Here is a 23,998-nt window from a genome sequence, read left to right on the forward strand (position 1 = left end):
CCGGGAATGCGCCGGCCAAGGCGCCAAGGTGCGCCTGCTGGCCGTGTTCACCGACGCCCATACCGCGGCCTGCCGCCCGATGCGCCGTGGGAGCGCTTTCCGCTGCCCTGCTGGTGGACGACACCGGCCGCTGCGTCGGCAAATTGACCCACCTCTTTCCCGCGGACCCGCCGAGGAACTGGACGTGGTCCCGGCCGCTGGCGCGACGGCGTGCGCACGAGATCCAGCTCCAGGTGCGCTCGCCCGCCGTGGGCGGCGACTACCGCATGCCCACTCTGAGGCTGGATGCAAAGACCCACCTGTACCGCCCAGTCTATGCACAGCCAGCAATGTCCCCGTAGCAGGACGAGACCCTTGGTCTCTAGGATGCCAAGACCCTAATCTGTGTGTGCCTGGAGGTGCTTGAGTGAATGACCAAGCTGGTTAGTGCAGGCATGCATCGCCTGCACTGAACTGATTCGTGCAGACTTTGCCCAATGCGATGGGTTCGTGCTCGAACGCGGATGAGTCAAGAAGAACAGTCCGGCATTACATCCGTTTCCAGCGGAAGGTAGTAATGCGCCTTCGGCATCCATTGCCCCTTTGCATCGCTCTCAGCGATCTTCAAGTGCATTCCTTCGCTGGACAGGCAATGGTCCACGCGCACACGAACATGGTGGCCCGGCAATTGAAGCACGACTTGGCGAGCACTGGTGCGTAAGACCACTGAGTTCTTTGGCAGCAGCAGGGCCACAAAGCCTTCTTCGGGTGCCTTCTGGAATGTCGCGTCGCGCTCATCCGCAGGCACCATGTCTTCGTCGTGGTATTGCAAGATGGAGGTCTCCTGGGCCGCAGCGCCTGCCCGAACGCAGCACTCGAGCTTTTTACCCATACTGGGAGCTAGCCGAAGATAGTGCCGCGGCTCGCCTTCGGGCTGGGGCTGGCCCATGACCAAGCGTGGGGCGTCTGGCCGGCGTGAGTCGAGAAGGCCCACGCGCGGCGACAGGGGCGATGCTGATGCGAGCACGCGGGGCGAGGTGCCCGCTTGTGCGCCGTCACCGCCGAATAACAGGCCCGCCAGCGCTAGAAACGCCGATGACACAGATTGATAGAAAAAACAGTGGATGGACATGCGGCCTGCCGCGCTGCTGCGGGTGCTGCTGCGCTCAGTAGCCATAGTCGGGCAAATGTGAGAGATCTACCTGAGTTCGTGGACCCTGTAGGGTCTCGCCGACGGTAGGTAATTGCACAGCCCCGCTGGCCGTGGCGCTGGTGCTTGCGGCGTCTCGGAAAGCCTGTCCTAAATTGTTTGTGCTCGTCATATCGATGGCGCGAGTTGGGTGCGGACGCATACACGATGCCATAGCTCGGCACCAGCAACAGTAGTGGTGCGCAAACGCTAGCTGAGCAGCCTTGATATGCCCAGCGCCGATTTGTTGGCTGGCATGCGATCTGCGATCTCATTCATCGCCGGGGCCGGACACCTCCGGCGCGCCTACCGCCCCTCGCAGAGCGCCTTGCCGCATGTCGATGACGAAGAAAATGACCGTGGTATCCACCCCGTTCCTGCGATAGGCGGCCCTGATTGCACCCGGCCTAGCACCATCTGCACATATCGCCGACTGGCCTAGATACTTGGTGCCAAGCGGCGGCCGCTTAGCCACCTCTTCGACTGCAGTACGCATTTCAGCGACGTCCTTGCGATTGCTGTAGATGACATGGAAGAGGATGTCGGCCCAAGAGTAGCCAAAAAGCTTGTGGAGATGTTCCTCAATTCGTTCGTCATTCGGCCGCGACGCTTTCAACGCCTCAAAAACGGTGATATCCACGCCTCGCCGACGGATCGCAAAGTCACGGCGGCCTGCGTTGCCCTTTTCCGTGTAGCCCCCAGGGGACTGCTCGTGTGCCTGCCAGCCCAAATTGCCCTCGAGCCGCGCCTCGACCAACTCAGCGACGATTCCGTTGAAGTCGTCTTCATCAAACTCCGTATGCCTATCGAGCTTGAGGAATGAAAGCGTTCGTTGAAATGCAGCAAGCGCGTCCTGAAAGGCCGTCGTCAGCAGCCTCTCCAACGCCCTGTGAGGACCCAGAAGTATCTCAGCCTGCTCCGAAGAGGGCAGTTCCATGAACTTACGCAGGGCCGCTTGCAACTGGACCGTCGCATCCTGCTTGGAAAGAACGAGAGGGGGCGCGCCGAAACCAGCCGAATGATCGATATGGCTTTCAGCCCCAACGAGCAGGGGTGCGTCGCCGTAGCGCTCCTTGCCTGACCGGATCAGCGCACGGGCGCGATCCGGCTCACCAAGCCTGGCGCTGACTACTGCCTCTAATACCGTGCTCTGGACGGTGCGTTCCATGGAGGCAAGTTCCTTGAGGCGATTCATGGCCTCCCTGGGGAGCCCGATGGCCAGCAACATCGCGGCGCAATTCGGTACATGGATAGCTCGGGACATGTCGTTGAGTGCGTGGACAGAGGGAATGGCCCGATCAGCCTCATCGATTGCGAGACGAGCCATCTTAGCGTCCTCACCAGCCACGATACGAAACAAATTCTCCCCGAGGAGCTTGATCACACGTGCGGCAAGCAGATTGATTGCATACGCAGGCAGCGGCTGCTGCTGATACAAACTGCGAAAAATTACAGCTGCTTTGAAGGCTTCGGGCGGTTCCTTCTTAAGGCATGCCAGTGCGTGAAAGAATCTCAGCGTTCTTTGCGCTTCGGCTTGATGCTCCGAGGGTATCCCCTCAGGAACTTTTGTCGATTCGATCGCATCGAATTCTTCGCTCATGTAGTGAATCTGTAGTTGCTGATTCAGGGTCTGCACCGCCAGCGCGGGAAGATCTCTTCTGAGATGCTTTTTTTTCTGTCTCATGCAGATACGCCCTAGCAAGCTCAGGAAGTCCAGCATCCAAAAGTGCCTGTCCCCGCTCCGACGATTGAGTGACGAATGCGGCACTACTGGCTTCGTTGGGCGTCAAAACCTTCAATCGGGCAACAAGGCGGTCGCGGTACATCGCCGGCACACGAGGCAACAACGATGCCGGCACCAGGGGTTCCTCGACAAGCAGAAGGGCATTGATGATGCACTCTTGCTGTGAGGACACCCCTAGATGGTTCACCGCGTTGCTCAGATCCACTTCCAGGCGCGGTCCCGGTTTGCCTCGAATTTGACCGTCCAGATGGAATGTGAACGCGTCGATCCGCCCTTTGTCCGGGCGATTACTCGATCCCAACTGGATCGCTGAAGCCAAGGCCTCGACGAGTTCGTCCGGCACGCTCTCAGGGTAGCCCACAATCGCTCGACTCAGCATCCGGACATGCTCGCGCATTGACAGGCCCAATCCAACAACATCATTTGAACCTCGTTTCAACTCGGCTTGCACGTCGAGTGGATAGAAGATGCTGGGCTTGAGATGGTCATGATCCATTGCCAGCCGGGCCAAAACTGCAGCCGCCGTCGCATCCAGCGATCGCGTATCAGAGCGCTGCTTCGAGCGAAATGCCTGTTGGTACGTCGAAGCCACAGTCTGCGCTTCTGCTGCAGGCAACGACTCCCCGATCATGGCCGCCGCCTTCAGCATCGCGGAAAAGTCAAGCGAGCTTGCCTTGGTGTTGGTCATCTCCACAAGCGACCGACGAATCTGCCGCTTCATCTCGGCAGGCAATCCATCCAGGTGGGCGAGGCCGATAGGCAGTAAAGGCACGTCATCATGTCCTCCACCATCATGGGCTTGCATCACGATCAGCAATCGCGCTGATTCGATCGGTAAAGCCTCCTCCTGAACAAGATGATGTCGGAGCACCTCCAGGCAGTCCGCCAGCAAGGAGGCTTGCACTAAGTCGGTAGCCTCATTGCGATAGTCGCGGTCAAGCGGGAGTTTCGTACGCCATGTGGCGACCAAGTAGCAGACCAAGCTAGCAGCAGGTGGGCAGAAAATCAGATCAGCCAGCACCTGTGGAGCTTGCAAGCAACAGTCAATCAGGACGTCGCAAAAGTCAGGATGATCTAGCGCAATCGCGACAAGTTCACGCGCTATCTTGGATGGCACTGGTCCAGCTTCTATATGCGCCAGTTCAAGCGTTAGCACTCGCATGAGCGCGCAGAGCGAATGCGCCTCGTAGAGATCAGTTCCGTAGTGGGATGGCTTGCGACCCAGGACACGCCCCAGCAGATCTGGCCTGACCTCAATAGGCGCCAGCTTTCTCATGTCCCCGGAAGTCCGCAAGATTTCGGGAATGAACACATGGTCCCATGCAGGAAGATTGGCATTGCGCAGAGCCTGAAGTGCGGCCACCCTGAACCGCTCTGCATCTTGTTGCGACCAAGCAATAGAAGGAACAAGCCTCACCCAGTCGAGCAGTTCCCAGCGCATCGCCCATGTTGCAATATCGGCTGACGGCGCACTATCCCAAAGGCGTGCCGCAATCCAGGCCGGCGTCTGGATGGGCGGTTTTTGACTCGATGACGCCTGTTCGTCGATGAGATACGTCTCGAAAGAGACCGCGCTGGCATACGTGCCCGGGTGTGCGGTGTGGTATGCCACTTCGCTCAGCCAGTAGGCAAAAGCCCGTAACGCCTCCGCATACGGGACGTCACGCCGAAAGTAGTAGTCGCGTAACACAACAGCGGGAGCTAGCCGTCCTTGAATGCTCCGAAACCATCCCCTCGCCAGCGCTTCGTCGAAGTCCGGCAGTTCACCCCCACCCCCGGACCGGATGCGCTCATATCCCTCGCGTGCCGTCGTTTCATCATCGTTTCTGCTCGAAGTCGTATCCAGCAAAAGCTTGAGCAAGTCCACGTCGCTGGGCGTCTCCTGCTCAGAATCTGCCAAGCCCATGTGAGGACGGTGCCGCGAAGGCAACGCGGCAAATCTTGCGCGTAGTACGGTTCGTGCGTGGAAGTTTGAGTGGCTAAGGCTTGGAATTCGATGCTTCATCTTTTTTGGCTTGCTTTGATGTGCGGGAATTATTTAAAAACGTCATTAAAAAGGGCTATTTCATCTGTTTCCATAAGAGTGAATTGCCCCGAGTTTCGTGGTCACAACAAAGGCTGCTACGCCGTCAAAATTTGTCGCTTAGAAAATGAGGATCAGCCGCTGCATTCTCCGAGAAAGCGCCGCTCGGTTGCTTCGTTACCGTGGCTGCAGCCACTGCAGAGTAGTCTCCCGAGGTCGTCTTGGCGTTCAGAGGATGGTTCGCGTTTATCAATTAGCCCAGCAATCGGACATGTACATCTAAGGCCATTGGGTGTCCATGGAAAGAGCGTTAGCAATCAGAGGTACTTCTTAAAACTCCCGGCAGCAATATCCACAGCTACGCCAAGCAGTACGGCGCTGGGCAGCAGGATCGCGATCGGATGCACGCTGACCGGTAAGGCAAGATAGGTTACCCAAGGAAGCACCGCCAGCGGCATCAGACTGGCTCGCGCCCGGTGGTAGAGGAACCCCGATTCGCGTCCAGCACCGAAGCGCCGGATGTCGCGGCGCACCAGCCCGTCCACCATCCCCACGAATGCGGTCAGGGCAAAGAGAGGCAGGGTCAGGCACAGCACCAGCAGCCGAACCAGGAACACCAACACGGTGTAGGCCGCCGCAATGAGGTAGCCCTCGGCGTGGGTGGACACCGTCCCCAGCACCTGCCGCAGGCTCCACGCGGGGCTGGATGCACCCGCGCGTGCCTGGCGCGACGCATCCTGTATCCACTCCAGTAGCCCGCTGCGAACAAATGCCCATTCGTAGGCGTGCTGGACCCACTCGTGCGCCGTGCGCCCCGGCTCCTGCACCAGCGCGCTGCGCACGAAGTAGTCCGACAACTGGTCCAGCTCGTGGTTCAGCATGGCCTGCGCATGGCGCCAGCCCTGATCCGGCCAGAACACAGCCATGCCGATGCACTCCACCACGATGCACAGGAACAGCGAACCGCACAGCACGCCGAAGCAGCGAAACGGCAGGGTGATGAGACCGAGGATCAGTCCCTGTTGCCGCACCTGCTGGCGCTGCGCGGTGGCGGCGACGTCGCTCATGGCGCGTTTGTTCCGGCGTTGTCACCGCCGTCAGTCTCCGGTGCAAACCCCGCGAGCAGGTCGTCAGGCAGGGCTGCATCCTGCGATGCCGGTGCGCCTGGTCCATGCCACCACGCGCCCGCCTCGACGTAGTGTTGCCGCATGTGGCCCGCCAGTTCCTGCAGATCGCGCGGCATCACCTCGTCGGGATCGGGTGCGGGCAGGGGCATGCGGACCTTCCAGAGGTTGCCGCCCTCCATCAGCGCGAAGGCCTGGCCCTTGGGCAGCGCCACCACGTGCGCAGGCTCGATCAGCGGCACGCTCGTGCTGGCGATGCGGTCCTGCGTATTGGAGGTGAATGCCGTGCTGCCCGTGGGGTCGGAGCTGTCGGTGGCGCCGCTCATGACCGACGTTGCGAACACCTCCACCTTGGGCAACTGCCGGGTCAGCAGTTCGGCCGTGGCGGTCTCGCGCACGCGCAGCATGATGAGGCTGTTGAAATTGCCTACCACTTGGCCGGCCTTCGCGCGGTTGCCGATGCGCGCCTCGATATCCGAGAGCGTCTGCGTGTAGGCTGTCACCTGGATGCCGGCACCGCCGCCCTTGTTCACCATCGGGATGAATTCGTCGCCCATCAGTTCGTTGAACTCGTCCGCGTGCACGTTGATCGGGATCTTCGTGTTCGCGGATGCACCCGGCAGGCCATCGTCCACGCCGAACTTGTACAGGTGCCCGGCGACCGACACGAGGTCCGAGAACATCGAGTTCCCCACGGCGGCGGCCACCTCCGCATCGGACAGCGCGTCCAGGCCCACGTAGACCAGCGCACGTTTGCGGATGATCTGAAGCCAGTCGAAGATCGGCCGCGGATCGGACAGGTCCGAATAGTTCGGCGCCAGCAGTTGCGCGATCTTGCCCGTGGTGAGTTTTTCCAGCAGCGGCAGCAGGCTTGCCACGATCTTGTCGAAATACGTGCGGTCGTAGCGCACGGCGCTGCGCAGGCCGTCGAGTACCGGGTCGTAGGTCCGCACCTGGGACAGGTACTGCTCCAGCGCCACGACACGTTTTTCCCGACCGATCATGTTGCGCGGGATGTTCTTCTCGTTCAACTTCGCTTCGAGCTGGACGATGATTTCCCAGGCCTTCGGCTCGTTCCGGGCGAAGTAGTGCTGGGCATACTCGATGAACAGCGCATCGATGTTCACGACATGCCGCTGGATCAGCAGGTAGTCCGGGCGCTGCCCCAGTTCGACGAGCGCGCGGGCAATGATGTTCACGAACCGCCATGCAAATTCTCTGAAAGCGGCACTGTTGCCTTCGCCCGAGAGCTGTCCCGCGATGCGGGTCGCCACCTCGGAAATTCGCCCAAACCGCCCGATGGCGTTATAGCGTGCCGAGATGTCCGGCCATCCCAAGTGGAACACGTAGAACTCGCCCTCGCGCCCGGCACGGCGCGCCTCCACGTACATGCGCTTGAGCAAATCCGCATCGCCCTTGGGGTCGAACACGATCACCACCTCGTGCTCGCCCGTGCTGCTGCGCCTGCGGATGTCCTGGGTGATGAACAGCTCGGCCAGCCGCGTCTTGCCGACGCGCGTGGTGCCGAGCACCAGCGTGTGGCCGACCCGCTCGCCCAGCGGTAAGGTCACGTCGACCTCCTGCGGCTCGATGCCGTGCAGGCGGGGCATGCCGCCCACCGGCGGCAGCGGCCGGGCCGGATTGAGCGGATGGTCCCAGCCGGTGAAGCGTGCCAGGTGTGGCCATGGCGGCGGTGCGAACTCCAGCCGCGCCTCGCAGCGCCGCGCGAGCTGGTAAATCCGCGTGGGTTCCACGTAACGCCGGAACTCCGGGCGGTACGTCTGCATCAGGCGGTGGGTGTGGCGCTGGTCCCAGCGAAAGCCTCGACCGAGGAACAGGCGCTGCTGGCTGACAGGCACCTCTTTGCTGGCCATCACATACCGGGGCAGGCGTCGGATGTTGCGGCGATAGCACAGGATGGCCCATGCCTGCCGAAGTCGCAGGACGCCGAAAGCCAGGAAGGCGAGCGCGCTGGCCAGGCCGAGGAGGGGATTCAGCGCCAGCGACCACGGGGCCACCACGCACACCAGCGCGGCGCCGGCGCAGACCGCCACGGTGTATAGCTCCACCGCGGGGCGCAGCAGCACCTCCACCGCGTGCGCCTGGGCCATGTCACTGCTCGATGCCGGTGGCCGTGACGAGCACGGGGTAGTGGCGCAGCCCCAGTCGCTGGGCCAAGTCGTCCCCGGACGCAGGCGAGAGCGTCATGCCCGGTGCCAGCCGTCGCAGCGCGTCCAGCGCCTGCGGCGATGCCACATTCACGACCAACCCGCTGGCGTGCAGTTCTCGCAGGCGAACGAGCCGCTGCTGCAGCCATTCGCGCGAGCGCGCATCGTCGCCGATAACGAAGAACGGCGTCAGTCCCGATGCCTGAAGCGGGCGGCGCTCGACCACTCCTGGCGTAAGCCAACCCGAGCGCACCGGCAGCATGGCGGCTTCCCCGCGAGGACCGGTGGTTGCGCCGGGCAATGGCAGACGCTGTGGCGCATCCGCTGTCGCCGAAGAGCGTACCGGCAGGCCCAGGTCATCGTAGTAGGGCTGCGCGGGAACCCCGCCGCGGTCCTCCACCACGATCAGCGCAGGGCGCGGCGTGGGCAGACTGGCCGGCGCCGACGCGGCCCGGATCGCGCAGGGCCGCGTGCTGAGTGTGGCCAGCGCGAGCAGGGCGCCGGCAACTTGGAATCGATGCATGTTCATGGCGAGGAACCTCGATGGCCGTTCAATGCGGCGAGTGCTTGAGGGCTGCCCAGCACCCGGACCAGATGGCGGTGCACGCTGCCGCGGTATCGCATGGCGGGCGGACCGCCGGCCGGTCGGTGGTAGCGGCCGATCGCCAGCAGCCAGTCTTCGCCGGGCGTGTGCTGCTCGCGCAGGATCTCGGCCGCGATCGCGAGATTGCGGTAGGGATCGAGCAGGGCACACGGTTGCGCGACCCGCTGGCCGTGGTAGCCGACATTGACCTGGCCCAGCCCGACGTCGATCCGCTGTGCCGGCGTCCGACGCAACGCCTGGCGCAGCCCAAGGCACGCGTGGGCGCGCGTGGCATAGCGCTGCGAGGCTCCGGCCACGTTGAGCGTCCACGGCCATGGCACCTGACGGCCTCGCAGCCGCGTTCCGCTTTCTTGCAAGGCCACCGCATACAGCACGGGCGAGGGCACGCCTGCCTGGGCCGCGGCGAGCTGATAGGCCGGCGGCGGCAGTTCCTGCGACCGCGCTTGGGTGGTGCTGCACGCACCCAGCGCGAATGCCAGCACCAGCCACCAAGGGTGGCGTCGGTCCATCATTGCCGCTGCCATTGGCCGCCGACCTCACGCACCACCGCTGGCAGATCGCCCGGCAGGCCGAGCGACAGCCAGCGGCCGCCGTCGTGGTTGAGCGTGATGGTGCGTGCGCGCACCCGTGCCGGATCGATGCCTGCCTGGCTGGCCCAGCGGCGGATGCGGTCGTCGTCACTGCGGCTGCCGACCACATAGACATCGAAGGCCATACCGGCCGCCTGCAGTTGCAGCGCCCGCTGGTTGCAGGGCGCGCAACCGTCCTTGACGAAGACCGCGATTCGCCCGGGCTCCGCGGCGCCAGGCATGCCGGACTTGCTGGTGTCCGCCTGCACACCCTGCACGCCTTGCAGGTTCACGCGCTCCTGCCCGGGGTGCAGGCGTTGCCAGGCCGCGTCGTAGGCGCGCTGGTAGCTCAGGGTCTTCTCTACGCGGCGGGCCTCGGCCTGTACCTGCAGCTCGGCATAGCGGCGGCGTTCCTGGTCGGAACGGGCCTCGATGCCCAGCGCGGTGAGCGGATCGAGACCCGGCGAGTAGGTGCCCAGCGGCCCCTGCATCAGCGCCCGGTAGCGCGACCACTCTTCGGCGCGCAGGTTCCACTCGTGCGCCTGGCCTTCGTCGTCGCGCGCCTTGTCCAGCGGGCGGGACTCGCTCTGGCGGATGCGGGACTCGGCGCTGCCCGGTGCCTGGGCCAGCGCCTGGGCGTTCGCCGCCAGGGCCAAGGCCAAGCCCGCGATCACGAGGGCAGGGCGAGGATCGTCCATCTTGCGCCTACCGTGCGTGCACCGGCACGCGGCGCGCCTGGTCGCGCACCGTGAACAGCGCGGCGCCCGGCTCGATCCCGTCCAGCCGCCAGTCTCCTTCCTGGTCGCCCGCCCGCAGCAGCCGGATCTGCGCGGGCGAGGAAGCACCCGGCGGGGCGATGGCGAGGAAGGGCACCCCGGCCCGCAGTTCCGTGCCGAGCACCGCGAAGGGTGGCGGCGCCGGCGTGGCATGTCGTGCTGCACCGCTTGCGGATGCACGTGTCGGTCGGGTGGCGGCCTGGCGTTCGGCCAGTTGCTTTTGCAGTGCGTCGATGCGCGCCGTCTGTGCGGTCACGTCGTCCGCGCGGGCCATGCTGCCCTGCGCCTGCTCGATGCGGGCGATGCGTTCGCCGATGGCCTGCTTCTCCGCTGAGAATGCCGATTCGGTGACTGTTGCGGGCTGGCGCCGGGCTTCATCGAGCGCCCCGCGCAGTTGCGCCACGCTGCTTGCCAGGCTCTGCATCTCCGCATCCCGATGGGCGTTGTGCGTCTCCTGTGCCAGACGAGACAGCCGCACGGTGTTGGTCACCGTGGCGACGCCCAAAAGGAGCACGGCGGCACCGACTGCCACCCAGGGCCAGCGCATGCGGGCGCGCCCGCTCGGCGGATGGGAAATCATGGGCGCTCCATGCGGTTTTCGGGGGCGAGGTCCGCCAGCGGCGGCAACGTGCAGGTGCTGCCAGTGCCCTCGGCGGACGCTTCGGAGGCAAGGTGGAAGCACACCTGCCGGGATACGTCATCGACGTGGAGTCCCCAAGCGCTGCCAGCCATGGTCAGCAGTGCATCGCGCAACGTAAGTGGTCCTAGGTGCATGTGCGCGGCGGGCAGCGGCTGGGCATACAGCTCCGATCTCGCTGCGCCGTCTGCGCACAAACGGTATCCCGAGTGCCGCAGCAGATACTGCAAGCCTTCGCCGACGGTGGTCTGGGGCGATGGCGGGAGCGTGATGTCGACGACCTGCAGGAGCAGGTCGCGTTGGGCTGCCTGTGGCACCAGTTCCACCAGCGTATAGCGGCTCTGGCGAACGACTGGGATAGCGCGGGGGAGCGTCGTATCGGTCGCAGGCATCGGGGCCAATGGAGGCGCCGCTTTATCCTCCGTTGCGGTGACGGTGGCGCAACCGCCCAGCATGGCCAGAGTGAGTGCGCCAGCAACGGCCATGGCATGACTGCGGTCGAATTCGGACAGAGAGATCGCCTGCATTTGGAACATCTCGAACAACTGGGTTGTCGTGACGATCCATCTGATCGGCGCTCGCGTCAGTCATCAATCCGAAGTCCGCACTTGCGCTTTGATTGTGCTGCCTTCTCCAAGCCTGCGAGTTTCAAAAGCTGCGCGAGCAGCTCAGCGTGGAGTAGATCTGCGCAAGGCGATCACGCGAAACTGGCTCTGATTGCCATAGCGCGCGCCTCTCTTCTCTAGCTCGGCGCATAACCTATCGTCGCCGCAGGGCACGAGATTGGCGCGCGCAACACGATCCAGATAGTCGATTTCTGCCCGGCGCTGCGCCGCTTCCGCGATGACCGCCTTCGTGCTGTACGCAGCGTAGCCTGCGACGATCACACTCAGGACACCCGACAGCAGCAGTGCGATCGATGCGATCCACATTCGTCGCATGATTGTGGTTTCCAAGGCGTGCTGCGCTTTCGCATAGCGCTGCGTGGCCTGCTGAAGCGTCTGTTCCGCGGTGCTCATCTTCTTGTTGAAGCGCTCCGCCGCCGGTTCCAGCGTCTGCGTCAACGCCTGCTGACTCAGTTGCGTCAGGCGGGGCAGCGCGGTCTCAACCACCCGAGCGACCCGCTGATCAGCGTTGTGGACGGCGGACTGCAGCAACTGTAGCTGCTGCCGCACCAGATCTTCCAGCGCATGCTCTCGCCGCTGCAGCTGCCCGATCAGGGCCGCCATGGCCTGAATCGATTCTTTCATCGCGCGTTCCGATCCATTGTCTTCGGGCAGCGCTGGTGAGTTCTGCATGTCCATAGCGTTCTCTCGATGATTCAACTTGCTGCACGCGTGCCGGCTATCCACCACCACCGCCTCCACCTCCACCACCGCCATCTCCGCCACCACCACCACCGTCACCCTGCGGACCTTGCATCGCCGGTCCGTTGGCGAACTGCGGCAGTGTCATCACCATCACCGGGCCGCGGCTGGTCTGCACCTCTGTCGAGACGTCCATGTTCAGTGCCTGGCGCGTACTCGCCTGCTCCTGGGCTTCCTGCATCGCCTGGGCATCCAGAAATTCATGCCCTTGTTTGGCAAGGGCCTGGCTGTAGGGACTGTTGGCGACACGTTTCAAGGCCTGTTCGATCGCCAGTTCGTTCTTGCAGTCGATGGCGTACAGCAACTCGTCCACATCCGGATCGCCGGTGATGTTTTTACGTTGGGGCTGCGGCCGATCTTCCTGCTCGCCAGCAGCAAGAGACTGTGGCGCGGCGTCTGCCGGCGGGGCGCGTGGTGGTCTCAGTCCCGAGGGGCCATCCGGATCGTACCCATCACGCAATTCCAACTCGGTAAACGGCCGTTCGCCACGGTCCACGCGCGCCTGCCGCGCTTCTGCGACGCGGCTTTCTGTTTCGAGATCCTGTTCGAGTTGGATGCGCAGTTCACGCATGGAGCGCTCTATTTCCTCCCAGGAGTCCGGATCGACGGGCACAGCGGCAGGACGGTCGTGCTCATCTGCCAAGGACGCGGAAAGCGGCTCGCGCGCATCAGCCGCGCCCTCGGGGGCGTCGGTGGAGCGACCAGCGGTCGGCATTTCCAGCGATGTCCCTCTCGCTTGCGCGAGCTGTGCGGACACTGGCAACGCTGCCGGGGGATCTGGTGCTTCCAGTGCTTGTGGCGTGCGCTTCTGTTGATCGTCGCGCTGTTCTGCGGCGACCGGCATGGCGAGCGATGAAGCGGAAGGCGCAGTCGCAGGCTGGGCCAGATACGCGTCTGCCGGCTGCTCGGGCTGCTGCGCCGGTGCATCTTGCTGCGCACCCGAGGCTTGCGCCGTCATCGGCTGTTGGCCGCTGTGCAGGTCCGCAACCTGCTGCTGGACTTCCTGCGTGTGCTCTTCTTGCGTTTGTCGGCTTTGCGTCCGCTGCTGCGCTACGTCGGATGCATGTGCTTGCGCAGGCTCTGCCAGCTGCTCCTGGCGCCGTTGGGCGACGTCATCCGGGGTATACCGCTGTTCGGGCTGGCGCGGCGATGTGTCTTGCGCCTGGAGCGACGACGGCTCGCGCGAGACGGGCTCCTGTGCCGGCTCCTGCTCGCGTAGTGGAGCCGCTTGGGCGTGCAGCAGCTGTTGCTCGGCATGTTGCACCGTCTGCGCCTGCAGGCGTTCCTGCTGGCTCTGCTGGTCGTCTTGGGCCTGGCGTGTTTCCTGCTCGCGCTGGCGCGTCTCCTGGGCCTGTTGCTGCGCTTGTTCGCGCTGTTGGGTGTCGTGCGCCTGCTGCTGGACTTGCTCGCGTTGCTGGGAAGCTTGTGCCTGCCGTTCTTGCTGCTCCAGCTGTTGCGACTCTTGCCGGCGAAGCTCCTGCAATGCATGCGCCTGCAACGCCTGAGCGTCCTGCGCTCGGTCTTCGTGCGAGGTCTGCTCCTGCAGCGTGTGCGCGCGTGCCTGCGCCAGCTGCTGGTCTTGCGCTTGCCGGTCTTCCTGCTGCCGTTCCTGACGCTCCTGCGCGGCGCTGGCCGCCTGGCCCCGCGCCTGCACGTCGAGGGCATGCTGGTTGGAGGGGGCGGAAGACGACGTGTCCGCATCTGCGGATCCGTCCGATGAGCGAGGCGCAGAGGCCAGCTGCTGTATCGGCAGGGCCGGGTTCTGCCGTGCCTGTACCTCCTGCAGTGCTTGGCGGATGTCCTCGGTGCTGGTGACTGCTGCAATGCGCTCTACGCCATCGGGGCCGCGTTGCAGATGCGCAATCGGACTATCGGCGCCGAAGGTGCCACCGGGCCCGCGTTGCAACTGCATCGCGCCATCGCCCGCAAGTCCCTCTGCCTCGCGCGTGCGTTGCGTCGCCAGTTCGATCGCTTCACGCCATTGCGGCTGCAACTCGGTGCCGACAATGCGATAGCGGTAGAGCGTCTGCTCGCCTTGTACGTCCTGCGGGGATTGCTGGATGGCGGCAATGGCCTGCGCCTGCTCGGCCAGTGCCGGTTGCAGCATCGCGCGCGTGGTCTCCAGTTCCAGCACGCGGTTGCCATCGGGTGGGGCGCCGTTGCTGGTCCACTGGCCTTCGATGTCACGGTAGTAGCGCTGGCCGTTCGAGGCGGTCAAGGCATCCAGATCGGGCAGCGCCTGCTGCACCGCTGGCGACATCGGCAGGCCATCGGCCGCCCAGCCGCTGCGGTGGTGCGCCAGTGCGTAGCGCGCAGCGATCGCGCCGGGACTGTTGGCGATGTTGCGGGCGATGACCTCCTGCGCCTGCGCGTCCAGTTCGGCTTTGCGGTGCGGCAAAGCGGTTTCCTGCACGTAGCTGCCGCGATCATTGGCGCCAGAGATCTCGGCCTTGACCAGCCGATGCCACTGACCGTCCGTTGCATCGCGTCGCCAGTCGGCGCTGCTCAGGCTGGGGCGGTCAGTGGCATTGGCCGGCTGGCGATACGGATCCTGCGGAGCGGGCGCATCCTTCAAGGCCAACGCGGCAGCGGCGCTGGTGGCCTGGTAATTGAGCTCGCGTGCCTTCCCGTAGCTGGCGATGATGGGAGTGGAGGTGGGGTTGTCTACCCCGTCGTTGGTGGTGTCGGCCTTGCCCTCGCGCGCCCAGGCGGTGCCGTTGAACGACCACTGCGTGCCCTCGCGATCGGTCTGGGTGTAGATGGCGCGGTTGTCGAGCAACGCGGCGGCCTTCTCGCCAGCGGTACTCAAGAAATATGCATCGGCTGCGATCAGTACCATCGGCCCGGCGCCCGAGCTACCCAGCGCGTAGGCAGCTGCGGTACCGCCGGCCCAGCCACCGACGTTGCGGCCGGCAAAGTGCGCAAGCTCCGATTGCGCGGCGAGCGGATTGTCCTGGCCGAGGAACTGCGTGGCGCGTTGGCCGGTCATCACCGTGTCGGCGGCGGTGGCGAGCAGGCCGGCGGTGCGCAGTGCCTGGCCTGCAGACAGCTCGCCGGCCAGTAGCTCTGCGGTGGCGAAGCCGCGTTGCGAGCGCGGAGCAACTGTGGAATGCGGATCCAACGCGGTGGAGCTGGATGCCATTGGCACCGTGCGTAGGGGCTGCGCTACGGCCGCGTTGCTGGCAAACGCTTGACTGACCTGATCGGTGCCCTGCGCTGAAAGCGTCAGGCGTCCACCTGCCTGCGCCTGCTCGACCGATTCCCCCAACAACTGTCGACCGATTGCCGCATCGCCTTTGACTGTCTTGAAGCCCGGTTGATCGATCGCGTGAAGACTGTGGATGAGATTGGATTCGGACTTGAGTACCGCAGGCCAACGTGCTTCCGGACCCGTCAGCTTGATGGCTTCATCGATCTGCAGGCTGTGGGTTTGCTGGTAGGCGGGCAGCTTCTTGAAGAAATCTCGGTTGAACTGGTTGGCCTGCTCTACCGTCATTCCGATGGGCGTGTTGGTCAGCAGATCGTTGTTCACCATGGCCACTTTCAAAGTGGCGCAAAGCCTGTCCACGTCCTTGGCGACTCTCGTGGCCGCCCCACGATCGCCAGCCATTGCCGCTTGGCCATCAGAGCTCTTTTGGAGGAAATTCAGTTCTTGTCTCAGGCCCTGGGAATACTGTCCGAGAGGGCCGCCATTGTGAGGAGAGACGTCAAGCTGCAGCGCCAGTTGCTTGTCCCCCGGGAGGTTCAGCAGATTGGCGTCGCCATCCAGACTGAAAAGCCCCACATTGGAGAGCTTCTTGAGCAGAGCGCTGTCTCGGAATGCTTGCTGCTCAACAAGGTGGTGTCCCTGAAAAACCGGCTTGTCATTCTTGGCCACGGTCCGAAATTCCGAGTCGGCATATCACAGTGAGTGCAAGCCACTAGAAATCGGCGGCGTCCTTCCACCACAGGCCATCGGAGCTAGGTTTCACTCCAATTCCCGCGCTTCGTATCGCTTCATACATCGTGCGATCACAGATCACGCTGGATGGATCCTCTCCCATCCTGAAGACATGGGCATCCCCAATCAATTCCTGCTTGAAGAATAGCTTCGCTCCTCCCGAAAACGTAATCATCTCCACGTCTTGATTGGCAGCGTGATCCCGGGCGATTCGCGTTTGAAATTCAGAGCTGGATTTGTCCAGCGCAAAAATGGTCCGAACCACGTCGCACAGGTAATGCTGCGGGCCCTTCGAGCCGTCCGGCAATGTGTAATCGCAGGGGACGAATGCAAAGCCCTCGGCGTCCACTGACTCGAAAGCGCGCTTGAGCCGCTCCGAAACCAGCCAGTAACCACTGAATCCTCCTTCGAGATCTCGAGGGCGCCTTTTTGAATTGCGCTCGTGAGCCAGAACCGGCGTTTCCGCGAGCGTCGGAAATCCGCCTTCCACGGGCCGGATGATGAGGCGTGGAGGTGTCAGAAGGGCTTCTTCGTTGGAGATTTCAACATCGGTTCCAGGACCTCCGCCGCGTATGTCCGGATCGAGGAGGTAGAAGCGTCCCTTTTGAGAAATCTGATTGCTATTCATTGGGTCACTTCAACTGATTTTTGTGCCATTCGATGATTGGTGAAGACTTGTTGGAAGTGAAACATCAAAGCTGCAGTGTTAACCCATTCGACCAGCTTGCCACCAGCCAAGAGGAGCTTCACCACAATCAGGGTGGATCAGCAATTACTGTATCTTCAAGCCAGACACCCCAGCAATCTCGTAGTTTTCCGAAACTACGTTCGGACAGAGCATCGCGCTACACGCGATCACAACGCACGAGTCGACTGTTGTATGGCGTTCTCACGCCCGGAGAGCCCGGGGCATGCCGGACACCTGGACTTCGATAGGATGCCAGTTCGGTTGATGGCGCGCAGTAGGGGAAGTCTGACCGGCTCTCCCTCAGAGCCCCGCCTGCGGCGACTCACTTGCAGTACGCCAGGGCCGTCACCCGGTACTTTTCGGTAAAGCTGCGGGGGCTGGGGTTTTCCGTGGCACCGACGCTGGCAAGGTTGAACCCGTTCGGGCAGTGCCTTCGGAGAGCGCTCTCGCAAGGAGGCGCGGTCGTCGCGTCGAACGTGTTGCCAGGCTCGTTGCAGGTGGCGAGGTAGCCGCCATCATCGCGGCTCTTGAACGAGCCCAGCCAACTGTCGAAGCGATGCATGCTCCTGTCCATCGAAGCGCAACCAGCCAAGGCCAGGATCAGTGCGATCAGGATTGCCCGAGCGACGAAGGATTGCGGCAGCATCTGCGTCCACCGTAAGGTTCCGAAAACTAGTGCGCGGCACGCAGCGCACGCGATCAATGCTATGCCGTCACTCGACCTTGAGCGTGAAGTTGGCGTTAATCGACCAACTGCCGCCGCTGTTCTCGAAATTCAGTGCCGTCTGGAAGCTGCCCGCAGCCGGGGAGCTCCAGCTCGCGTTCCATGCCCCGTCCGTACTCCTGCTAATCGCGGCGCTGGCGCCGTTGGCGAACTTGAACTCGGTGCCGATGGAGTCATTGGAAAACGAGAACGACGCATCGCCCACGGTAACCTTGCCCGATCCGCTGAGCTCTCCGCCCGGGGCGAACGAGGCGCTCAACTCGAAGTTCTCCAGGCCAGTTCTGAACCCCACGCGGCCATCCATGGACGTGCCGTTGGTGGAGGCGGAGCCAAAGGCATTGCCTCGCTCGACATTGACCTCGGCGCCGCCGGTCTTCACCCGTCCGTTGAATCTGGTGGTCGAAATCTGCCCCTTGAAAGTCGCTCCGACGATGCGCCCGTTGTCCCTCCACACATCCGCCTTGAACGGGATTTCATCATCGGGAAGGGGTTGGCCGGGTGTCGGGGGACGTGCGTTCGGTGCTGCGTCCTGGTTGGACGTGGCTGCAAGAGTGCGGGAAGAGATCATCCTGTTCTCCGGGTCGTTCTACACGGTGGAAAGTGTCGGACGTAGTGTTTCCGCCGTCGTAACGGCTGGTAAGCGCGCTTGGCTGGTGCGCGGGCAAAAAAACGGCTCCCGAAGGAGCCGCCAAGTGTCGTCACAGGATCAATGCACCAGCTGCCGTGCCAGTGCCACCTCCACCGAATCGCCATCCTGGTTCAGCATGTCGAGCCCCGATTCCGGGATGTCGCCCGACGTGCTCTGCGCCACCATGATCTTCTTGGCCATCAGTTCCAGGCAGGTCATCTGCGAGGTGGCGCCGTAGCCCAGGTAGATCACGCGCACCGGCTGCTTCTGGCCGATGCGCCAGGAGCGGCGTGCGGCCTGTTGCAGCGAATACACGTTGTAGCCCGATTGCAGGAAGACGATCGTCGGAAACTCCAGCAGATCCAGCCCGGTCTTCACCAGTTCCGGATTGGTGATGAGCACGTCGATGCCGCGGTCCAGCTGCTCGGCGATCCAGTCCTCGCGGCGGGAGGCTTCCACGCTCGCGCGCAGTACCGCCACCTTCAGGCCTTCCATCTCCAGCAGCCGCTTGAGCCGCGCCGTCGTGTCGCGCGTGCCGGTGTACACCGTGTAGACCAGGGTCTTGCGGCCCAGTGCCTTCTCCTGCCGGCAGATCTCGACCAGTTCCCGTTCCTTGGGCATGGCGTCCAGTTCGTGGAACTGGGCCGGCACGAACGCCAAGGTGTCGCGCGTGCGGGGATGCACCACCGTCTCCGACCGGAAACACGTGTCCGGCCAGGCCAGCAGCACGTTGAGGACCACACCCAGCAGCGTCGTGTCGCGGCGTGCCAATGCCTGCCGCAATTCCGTAGTGAGCCGGCCTGCCAGGTTCTGGTAGGCCGATGCCTGCGCCGGGTTCATCGCCACTTCTCGGAACTCTTCGTCGTAGGGCGGCAGCACGTCGCCGCCGATGTCCTTCAACTTGAGGAACACCGTGAACGGCAGCACGCAGCGCAGCACGCCCTTCGGCCCGAAGCCCGGTGCCTTGACCGTGCGCACCGACACCTTGGAGCCCTTGGCCGTCTTGTGCGAAGTGCCGGTGCTCTCGGAATAGATGTCCTTGAGCACACCGTGGTCGCGCATGAATGCCATCGCGGCCGAGGTCATCGAGCCGCTTTTCGAGGGCCGGTAGCCGTCTTCGATCATCCGCCCGGGAAGGGCACGGAACAGCAGATAGAACAGGTCGTCGCCATAGCCACCCATCAGCGTGCCGGTCAAATTCAGCGTCTTTCGCGCCTTCGCCGCGAGCACGCCCATCGCCTGTCCCTGGGCCGAGCCGCCGTTCTTGTACTCGTGCGCCTCGTCGGCGATGAGCAGGTCGAACGTGCCTTGCGGCAGATAGCGTTTGATGAACTCGGATGGCTGGTAGCCGCCCTCGCCGAAGCCGAACTCCATGTTCGCCATCGCGCGCTCCATGCGATGTGCCTGGCGGTCCGAGAAGACCAGCTCGCCGCGGTCATCCATCAGGTTGATGAACTCGTGGATGTTGTCGCCGAGCATGGAGGCGAGAAAGCCGTCGCCGAACGTGCGCATCAGCCGCTGCGCGGTGACCTGTCCGATGGTGGGAATGCGCTGCAGCGCCTTGAGCACCGCGCTGGACTGATCGGTGGCCGACAGGCTGCGCGGGCGCATCAGCGTCCACAGCGGCAAACGGCAGCCACCGCAGGTGCGGCGGGTTTCCTCCGCATCGAGTTCAGCGGTGCCGATGGGCTCGCCGTCCTCGTCGGTGATGACGGTGCCGCAATGCGGGCAGGTGCCGACGTCGCCGTGGCGGGTGCGCCGCACTGCGAAGGCGGGCTTCCAGTGAAAGCCCATCCGCATGCGCACGCGCCCGAGCACGAAGAACTCCTGCGCGTGCGCGGGGACCTGCAGCTGCTCGCGCAGCTTGAGCAACTTGACCAGTGTGTCCGGGCCGTTGAGCACCCAGACCTTGGCGCCAGCGACGGTTTGCTGGATTTCGCGGCGCCACTTGTAGACGAGGTGGGGCGGGGAGAGCACCAGCGTGCGGCGGTAGCCTTCGGCGTGCAGCACGGCGGCGGTGGCGATGCCGACGGTGGTCTTGCCGCAGCCCATCTCTCCGTTGACGAACGCAGCGCGTTCGCCGCGGTCGACGAGCAGCTCGGTAACCGCGTGCACCACGTCGGCCTGCGCGGGGAAGAGCCGGCGCTTGAGGCCGGAGAGCACCGATTGCCGGTGCATGCGCACCTGCCCGGTGTACACCGGCGGGTTCGCACCGTTGAGGGCCTGCAGCAATTCGTCGCCGAACTCCGAGACGAAGTCGGTGAGGGCGATGGTGAGCGGGGACGATGCGTCGTCCAGCAGTTCGCCCTGCATGGGCGCCGCATCGTTGGAATCGAGATCGAGGGACATGGTGATGCTCCAAAGAAAAAAAGGGCATGCACCCGCCCCGAGGGGCAGGTGGCATGCCCCGGGGATGGGAAGAGCGACGGCAAGCCGTCGGAGAAGCGAGATCAGTTCTCGGACGGCAGCACGACGTGGGTCGCACTGCGGTCCGCCAGCGTGAAAACGTGGAGATTCAATTCGCGGGTGACGACATAGAACGAGCCCAGGCGTCCGCCTGCTGGTAGCGCGGCGTTGTTCGCATGCCAGGCCTCGTCGGAGACATCGCCCCAGTCACCGCGCATGTGGCGTTGGACACAGGGCAGGGGGTCCAGCCGGCCCTCGCGGACCAGCCGGTAGACCCCTTCGCTGTAGACCAGCGCGCCGATGGGAAACAGCGGGTTGTGGCGCTGCGGGATGCGATGAGAAGAAGACGACATGGAAGGCTCCTTTCAAAAGCGGAGCACGCCCGGCCCCGGGGCCGCGACGTGCCCCAGGGGGTGAATGAAAAAAAAGCGGAACCGCTCAGCGGGGATCCGGTTCCTCCGGCAGCCGCACGACGGTGCGGTGGCGCGCCTCGTCGGTGAGGACGAGCAACGCCAGCCGGGGCGTGATGCGGTACTGCGATTGCAGGACGCCGCCTGCCTGCAGCGCGCCTTCATTGGCGCGGCGCCGGGCTTCATCGACCTCGCCCCAGTCGCCGCGCATGTGGCGCTGCACATAGGGCAGGGGATCAAGGAGGCCCTTGCTGTCCAGCCAATGCACCTGCTCGCTCAACTGGAGCTGGCACACGGAGAACAGCGGGGACGGCACGGATGCACGCCGCTGGCGTGCGAAGAGACCTTGCAGCATGGAATGACTCCTTGGGTTGGAAAGAGGCGGCGAGGCCGCCGATGGGATCGAACGTCAGCGAATGGTCAACACCTCGCCCCGGGTCGGGGAGGACGGCGTCAAGTCCCACGCGCGGATGACCGGCACGAACTTGTCGGTGAGGATGCGGGTCTCTGCGACGGAGCCGTCGTCCCGCTCGGTGTACTGCCTGGCGAGCGTTTTCTCCTTGTGCGTGTCGCCCTTGACGGCCAATACGCGGCCGGTCTTGGAGGTGACCACGCCAGAGACCGCACCGGCTGCGAGCGCCAAGGCGAGATGCCAGGAGGACAAGGCCCGCGCCGGTGGGCGCAAGGCCTGCTGGGCGGCGCCCAGGTGCGTCTGTACCGAAGGCCACAGCCCTTGCAGCCGGCCGACTTCCTCGGCGAACTGCGCCGGCTCCATCGTCACGCGGTAGAAATGCTCCGGCGGCGCCGGGCTGGCAGGCACGGTGTACGGCAGGAACGGCCATTCGGTCGGCAATGCGTCGGCTTCCACGTCGCCATGCCCGACCTGCAGCAGCAGGCCGCGCGCGGCTTTCGCTTCGTCCGACGCCTGGTCGCGCTGGCGGACCCGGCGACCGAAGACCACCACCTGGCGGAACTGCGTCTCCACCGCTCGGTAGACCCGCAGGCCATCGAAGTGGCGCGTGAGCCATCCGACCAGTTCGGCATCGAGCACGTAGCTGGGCACGATGAAGACGAGCACGCCGCCGTACGGCAGCAGCGGCAGGCAGCGCTGGTAGAAAAGCTTTTCCAGCCGCGCACGGCCTTGGCCCTGGTAGCCGATGTTGCCGTTGGCGTCCCGGGACAGGTCGCCGTAGGGCGGATTGAGCCAGAGCAGGCCGAAGGCCTGGCGGGAGATCATCGTGTCCATGAGGTCGCCGTGCAGGCAGTGGTCCACCAGCGAACGCGCGTGGGCCGCGCGCTCGCCGTCGTATTCGACGGCATACGCGGTGACCTGCTCGCGCCCGAGGGCGTGGGCCGCCTCGGCGATCGCCACGCCTTCGCCGGCGCAGGGATCGAGGATGCACATCGGACCGCTGGCGGGTGCGAGGGCGGACAGCACCCGCTCCAGGGTCGGTTCGTCGGTCGGGAAGTAGCCCGCCTTGATGAAATTGCGCGCGAGGCGCGGAAACATGAGTGCCATGGAATGCTCCTGTTGCGGGGAGAAAAAAGGAGGAAGGGCCAGCGTTGCAGGCCCATCGAGGGCGTCAGGCGCGCCGCCGAAGCGGCTCCGCCGGGAGGGCGTCTTGCGCGCAGGCGCGGAGAACATCGCGGCGGATCAACTCACCCAATGCTCGGGCGAGCACGGGCACATCCAGGGCCAGCCGATGGCCTTCGAGCGGCCCGAGCGCCATCGGAAGGCGGCTCAGCATCGCCTGGGTGGACAGCAGTTCCAGCACGGTGTCGCGCCAGTGGTCGAGCAGGGGCAGCGGACAGGTCTGCTGCACCAGCGTCCACAACCGTTCGGTGGACGCGGCGTCGGCCTTGGGAATCAGGGCGAGCGCGCTGGCGTTCGCTTTATCGGGCTGCACGCAGCGGCGATCGAACAGCCACAGGTGGACCATGGAGCCGAACAGGGTGCGGCGGAAGGCGCGCGTCGTGCGCTTTTCCAATTGCTCGACGTTGCCGACGAACACGGGAAGCGCAGCGCCTTCGCCGGTGACCAAGTGGAACTGGTCCAGGCCCTGTGCGTCGCCTGGCAATGTCAGGCGCGCCAGAAACTCCTGGATGGCGGTGTCGCGTGCCCAGACGGACAGGAAGACGAGTTCGCCCTGTGCGCCGCAGACGCAGGCATCGACCATCAGGTCGGCGCATTCGTCGATGCGGTAGAGGGGCGGAGTGGAGGGTCGGTTTGCGGGCATGGTGGTGTCCTCGGATGAAGGGGGCAGCACCGCCCGCCGGGGCAAGTACTGCCCCAGGGGGTGGAAAAAAAGCCGCTCAGCCCGGCGTGAACTGCCGGGTGTGCGGGTTGAAGTGAAGCGCCTGGTCTGCCGAGGTGATCGGCGTGAAACCCTCCAGGTAGATGTAGTGGAGGTACTGGTCGCGGTAGGTCAGTGCCTGCCGTGCCTGTTCCTCGGTCAGGCCGTTGCCGATGAAGTGCGCCCGCATTTCTGCATCGCAGGACACTTCGTCGTTGGACAAACTCCCTTCAACGAGTGACAACAGCGAGGGCGAAAGCGCCGCCAGGATCGGGTCCATGTCGGCTCCTTCGCTCAAGCCGTCAGCACCGTGGTGGATGCCGCGGCCATCGTGGGTGTGCGACGCCGCGCGTGGTAGGCGCGAACGCCTGCACGCCAGTCGGCGGACTGCTCTGGCGCGAGGTCGAGGTAGGAGAGCGGGCACGAGTAGTAGTACGGGTGCATGGACTCGTCCAAGGGCTTGTAGCCCCATTGGTCGCCGCTGCGCTCCATCAAATCGCAACGGATGGTGCGCAGGGACTGGCCCGGTGCGAGGTCCCGATGTACGCCTTCGGTCTTGGCGGTCACTTCCGCGACGGACCAGAGGACATTGCCGCGCAGCGCGTGGGCGATGACCTTCACGCTGGCGCGCTCGGTCTCCTGCGGAGCGATCAGTTGCGCGATCAGTTCTGACCGCGATTGGGGAGAGAAATGCCAGCCCATGGGAGGCCTCCTGAGATAGAAGAGCC

Annotated in this window: 24 protein-coding genes; 1 reads left to right on the forward strand and 23 read right to left on the reverse strand. The window is 64.2% G+C overall.

Annotation, left to right across the window (positions count from 1 at the left end; all coding sequences use genetic code 11):
• The first annotated feature begins 86 nt into the window (after positions 1 to 86).
• On the forward strand, positions 87 to 341 hold the full coding sequence (locus tag AC27IQ_RS00005; protein WP_487087261.1) for a hypothetical protein: 255 nt from the start codon (positions 87 to 89) through the stop codon (positions 339 to 341).
• 167 nt (positions 342 to 508) lie between these two features.
• On the opposite strand, the gene AC27IQ_RS00010 is transcribed toward AC27IQ_RS00005, so the two are convergent.
• The 23 genes from AC27IQ_RS00010 to AC27IQ_RS00120 form a co-directional block, all read right to left on the reverse strand.
• Entirely contained in the window at positions 509 to 811 is a 303-nt protein-coding gene (locus AC27IQ_RS00010) for a hypothetical protein (protein ID WP_487087263.1), read from the reverse strand.
• Between the two features lie 628 nt (positions 812 to 1,439).
• Positions 1,440 to 2,768: a hypothetical protein gene (locus tag AC27IQ_RS00015; RefSeq protein ID WP_487087265.1), complete on the reverse strand. Its 1,329-nt coding sequence runs from the start codon at positions 2,766 to 2,768 to the stop codon at positions 1,440 to 1,442.
• The gene (locus AC27IQ_RS00020) at positions 2,725 to 4,779 is read right to left on the reverse strand and encodes a hypothetical protein (protein WP_487087267.1); all 2,055 of its coding nucleotides are present in this window, start codon (positions 4,777 to 4,779) and stop codon (positions 2,725 to 2,727) included. The genes AC27IQ_RS00015 and AC27IQ_RS00020 overlap by 44 nt, the downstream gene beginning before the upstream one ends.
• A gap of 473 nt (positions 4,780 to 5,252) precedes the next feature.
• Positions 5,253 to 6,002 carry a TIGR03747 family integrating conjugative element membrane protein gene (locus tag AC27IQ_RS00025; protein ID WP_487087268.1) on the reverse strand — a complete coding sequence of 250 codons (750 nt, stop codon included), beginning with the start codon at positions 6,000 to 6,002 and terminating at the stop codon, positions 5,253 to 5,255.
• A complete protein-coding gene (gene traD, locus AC27IQ_RS00030; RefSeq protein ID WP_487087270.1) occupies positions 5,999 to 8,170 on the reverse strand; it encodes a type IV conjugative transfer system coupling protein TraD in 2,172 nt (723 codons plus the stop codon). The genes AC27IQ_RS00025 and traD overlap by 4 nt, the downstream gene beginning before the upstream one ends.
• A gap of 1 nt (position 8,171) precedes the next feature.
• Positions 8,172 to 8,750, reverse strand: a complete 579-nt coding sequence (locus AC27IQ_RS00035; RefSeq protein ID WP_487087395.1) for an integrating conjugative element protein — start codon at positions 8,748 to 8,750, stop codon at positions 8,172 to 8,174.
• A gap of 2 nt (positions 8,751 to 8,752) precedes the next feature.
• Positions 8,753 to 9,355, reverse strand: a complete 603-nt coding sequence (locus tag AC27IQ_RS00040) for a lysozyme family protein (protein WP_441004857.1) — start codon at positions 9,353 to 9,355, stop codon at positions 8,753 to 8,755.
• Complete coding sequence (locus tag AC27IQ_RS00045) at positions 9,340 to 10,098, reverse strand: TIGR03759 family integrating conjugative element protein (RefSeq protein ID WP_228316112.1); 759 nt, start codon at positions 10,096 to 10,098, stop codon at positions 9,340 to 9,342. The genes AC27IQ_RS00040 and AC27IQ_RS00045 overlap by 16 nt, the downstream gene beginning before the upstream one ends.
• A gap of 7 nt (positions 10,099 to 10,105) precedes the next feature.
• The gene (locus AC27IQ_RS00050) at positions 10,106 to 10,756 is read right to left on the reverse strand and encodes a hypothetical protein (RefSeq protein ID WP_228316113.1); all 651 of its coding nucleotides are present in this window, start codon (positions 10,754 to 10,756) and stop codon (positions 10,106 to 10,108) included.
• The gene (pilL2, locus tag AC27IQ_RS00055) at positions 10,753 to 11,349 is read right to left on the reverse strand and encodes a PFGI-1 class ICE element type IV pilus protein PilL2 (protein WP_228316214.1); all 597 of its coding nucleotides are present in this window, start codon (positions 11,347 to 11,349) and stop codon (positions 10,753 to 10,755) included. The genes AC27IQ_RS00050 and pilL2 overlap by 4 nt, the downstream gene beginning before the upstream one ends.
• 132 nt (positions 11,350 to 11,481) lie before the next feature.
• The gene (locus tag AC27IQ_RS00060) at positions 11,482 to 12,219 is read right to left on the reverse strand and encodes a hypothetical protein (RefSeq protein ID WP_487087272.1); all 738 of its coding nucleotides are present in this window, start codon (positions 12,217 to 12,219) and stop codon (positions 11,482 to 11,484) included.
• Complete coding sequence (locus AC27IQ_RS00065) at positions 12,158 to 16,057, reverse strand: hypothetical protein (RefSeq protein WP_487087274.1); 3,900 nt, start codon at positions 16,055 to 16,057, stop codon at positions 12,158 to 12,160. Before AC27IQ_RS00065 ends, AC27IQ_RS00060 begins: the two co-directional genes overlap by 62 nt.
• 43 nt (positions 16,058 to 16,100) lie before the next feature.
• Positions 16,101 to 16,748, reverse strand: coding sequence for a DUF1629 domain-containing protein (locus AC27IQ_RS00070; protein ID WP_487087276.1), 648 nt, complete (start codon positions 16,746 to 16,748; stop codon positions 16,101 to 16,103).
• Entirely contained in the window at positions 16,745 to 16,870 is a 126-nt protein-coding gene (locus AC27IQ_RS00075) for a hypothetical protein (protein ID WP_487087278.1), read from the reverse strand. The genes AC27IQ_RS00070 and AC27IQ_RS00075 overlap by 4 nt, the downstream gene beginning before the upstream one ends.
• Before the next feature lie 260 nt (positions 16,871 to 17,130).
• A complete protein-coding gene (locus tag AC27IQ_RS00080) occupies positions 17,131 to 17,454 on the reverse strand; it encodes a hypothetical protein (protein WP_228316117.1) in 324 nt (107 codons plus the stop codon).
• 67 nt (positions 17,455 to 17,521) lie between these two features.
• Complete coding sequence (locus tag AC27IQ_RS00085; RefSeq protein ID WP_274342056.1) at positions 17,522 to 18,100, reverse strand: hypothetical protein; 579 nt, start codon at positions 18,098 to 18,100, stop codon at positions 17,522 to 17,524.
• A 138-nt stretch (positions 18,101 to 18,238) separates the two neighbouring features.
• Complete coding sequence (locus AC27IQ_RS00090) at positions 18,239 to 20,509, reverse strand: helicase-related protein (RefSeq protein ID WP_228316119.1); 2,271 nt, start codon at positions 20,507 to 20,509, stop codon at positions 18,239 to 18,241.
• 101 nt (positions 20,510 to 20,610) lie between these two features.
• Positions 20,611 to 20,919, reverse strand: a complete 309-nt coding sequence (locus AC27IQ_RS00095; protein WP_228316120.1) for a hypothetical protein — start codon at positions 20,917 to 20,919, stop codon at positions 20,611 to 20,613.
• Positions 20,920 to 21,004: 85 nt separating this feature from the next.
• Positions 21,005 to 21,331, reverse strand: a complete 327-nt coding sequence (locus AC27IQ_RS00100; RefSeq protein WP_228316121.1) for a methyltransferase — start codon at positions 21,329 to 21,331, stop codon at positions 21,005 to 21,007.
• A gap of 54 nt (positions 21,332 to 21,385) precedes the next feature.
• On the reverse strand, positions 21,386 to 22,495 hold the full coding sequence (locus tag AC27IQ_RS00105; RefSeq protein WP_441004858.1) for a DUF6094 domain-containing protein: 1,110 nt from the start codon (positions 22,493 to 22,495) through the stop codon (positions 21,386 to 21,388).
• A gap of 64 nt (positions 22,496 to 22,559) precedes the next feature.
• Complete coding sequence (locus tag AC27IQ_RS00110) at positions 22,560 to 23,213, reverse strand: hypothetical protein (protein ID WP_228316122.1); 654 nt, start codon at positions 23,211 to 23,213, stop codon at positions 22,560 to 22,562.
• Positions 23,214 to 23,289: 76 nt separating this feature from the next.
• Positions 23,290 to 23,550 carry a hypothetical protein gene (locus AC27IQ_RS00115; RefSeq protein WP_228316123.1) on the reverse strand — a complete coding sequence of 87 codons (261 nt, stop codon included), beginning with the start codon at positions 23,548 to 23,550 and terminating at the stop codon, positions 23,290 to 23,292.
• Positions 23,551 to 23,564: 14 nt separating this feature from the next.
• Positions 23,565 to 23,972 carry a hypothetical protein gene (locus AC27IQ_RS00120; RefSeq protein ID WP_228316124.1) on the reverse strand — a complete coding sequence of 136 codons (408 nt, stop codon included), beginning with the start codon at positions 23,970 to 23,972 and terminating at the stop codon, positions 23,565 to 23,567.
• Between the last annotated feature and the right edge of the window lie 26 nt (positions 23,973 to 23,998).

It is taken from the genome of Acidovorax sp. KPB24-07, assembly GCF_057543315.1.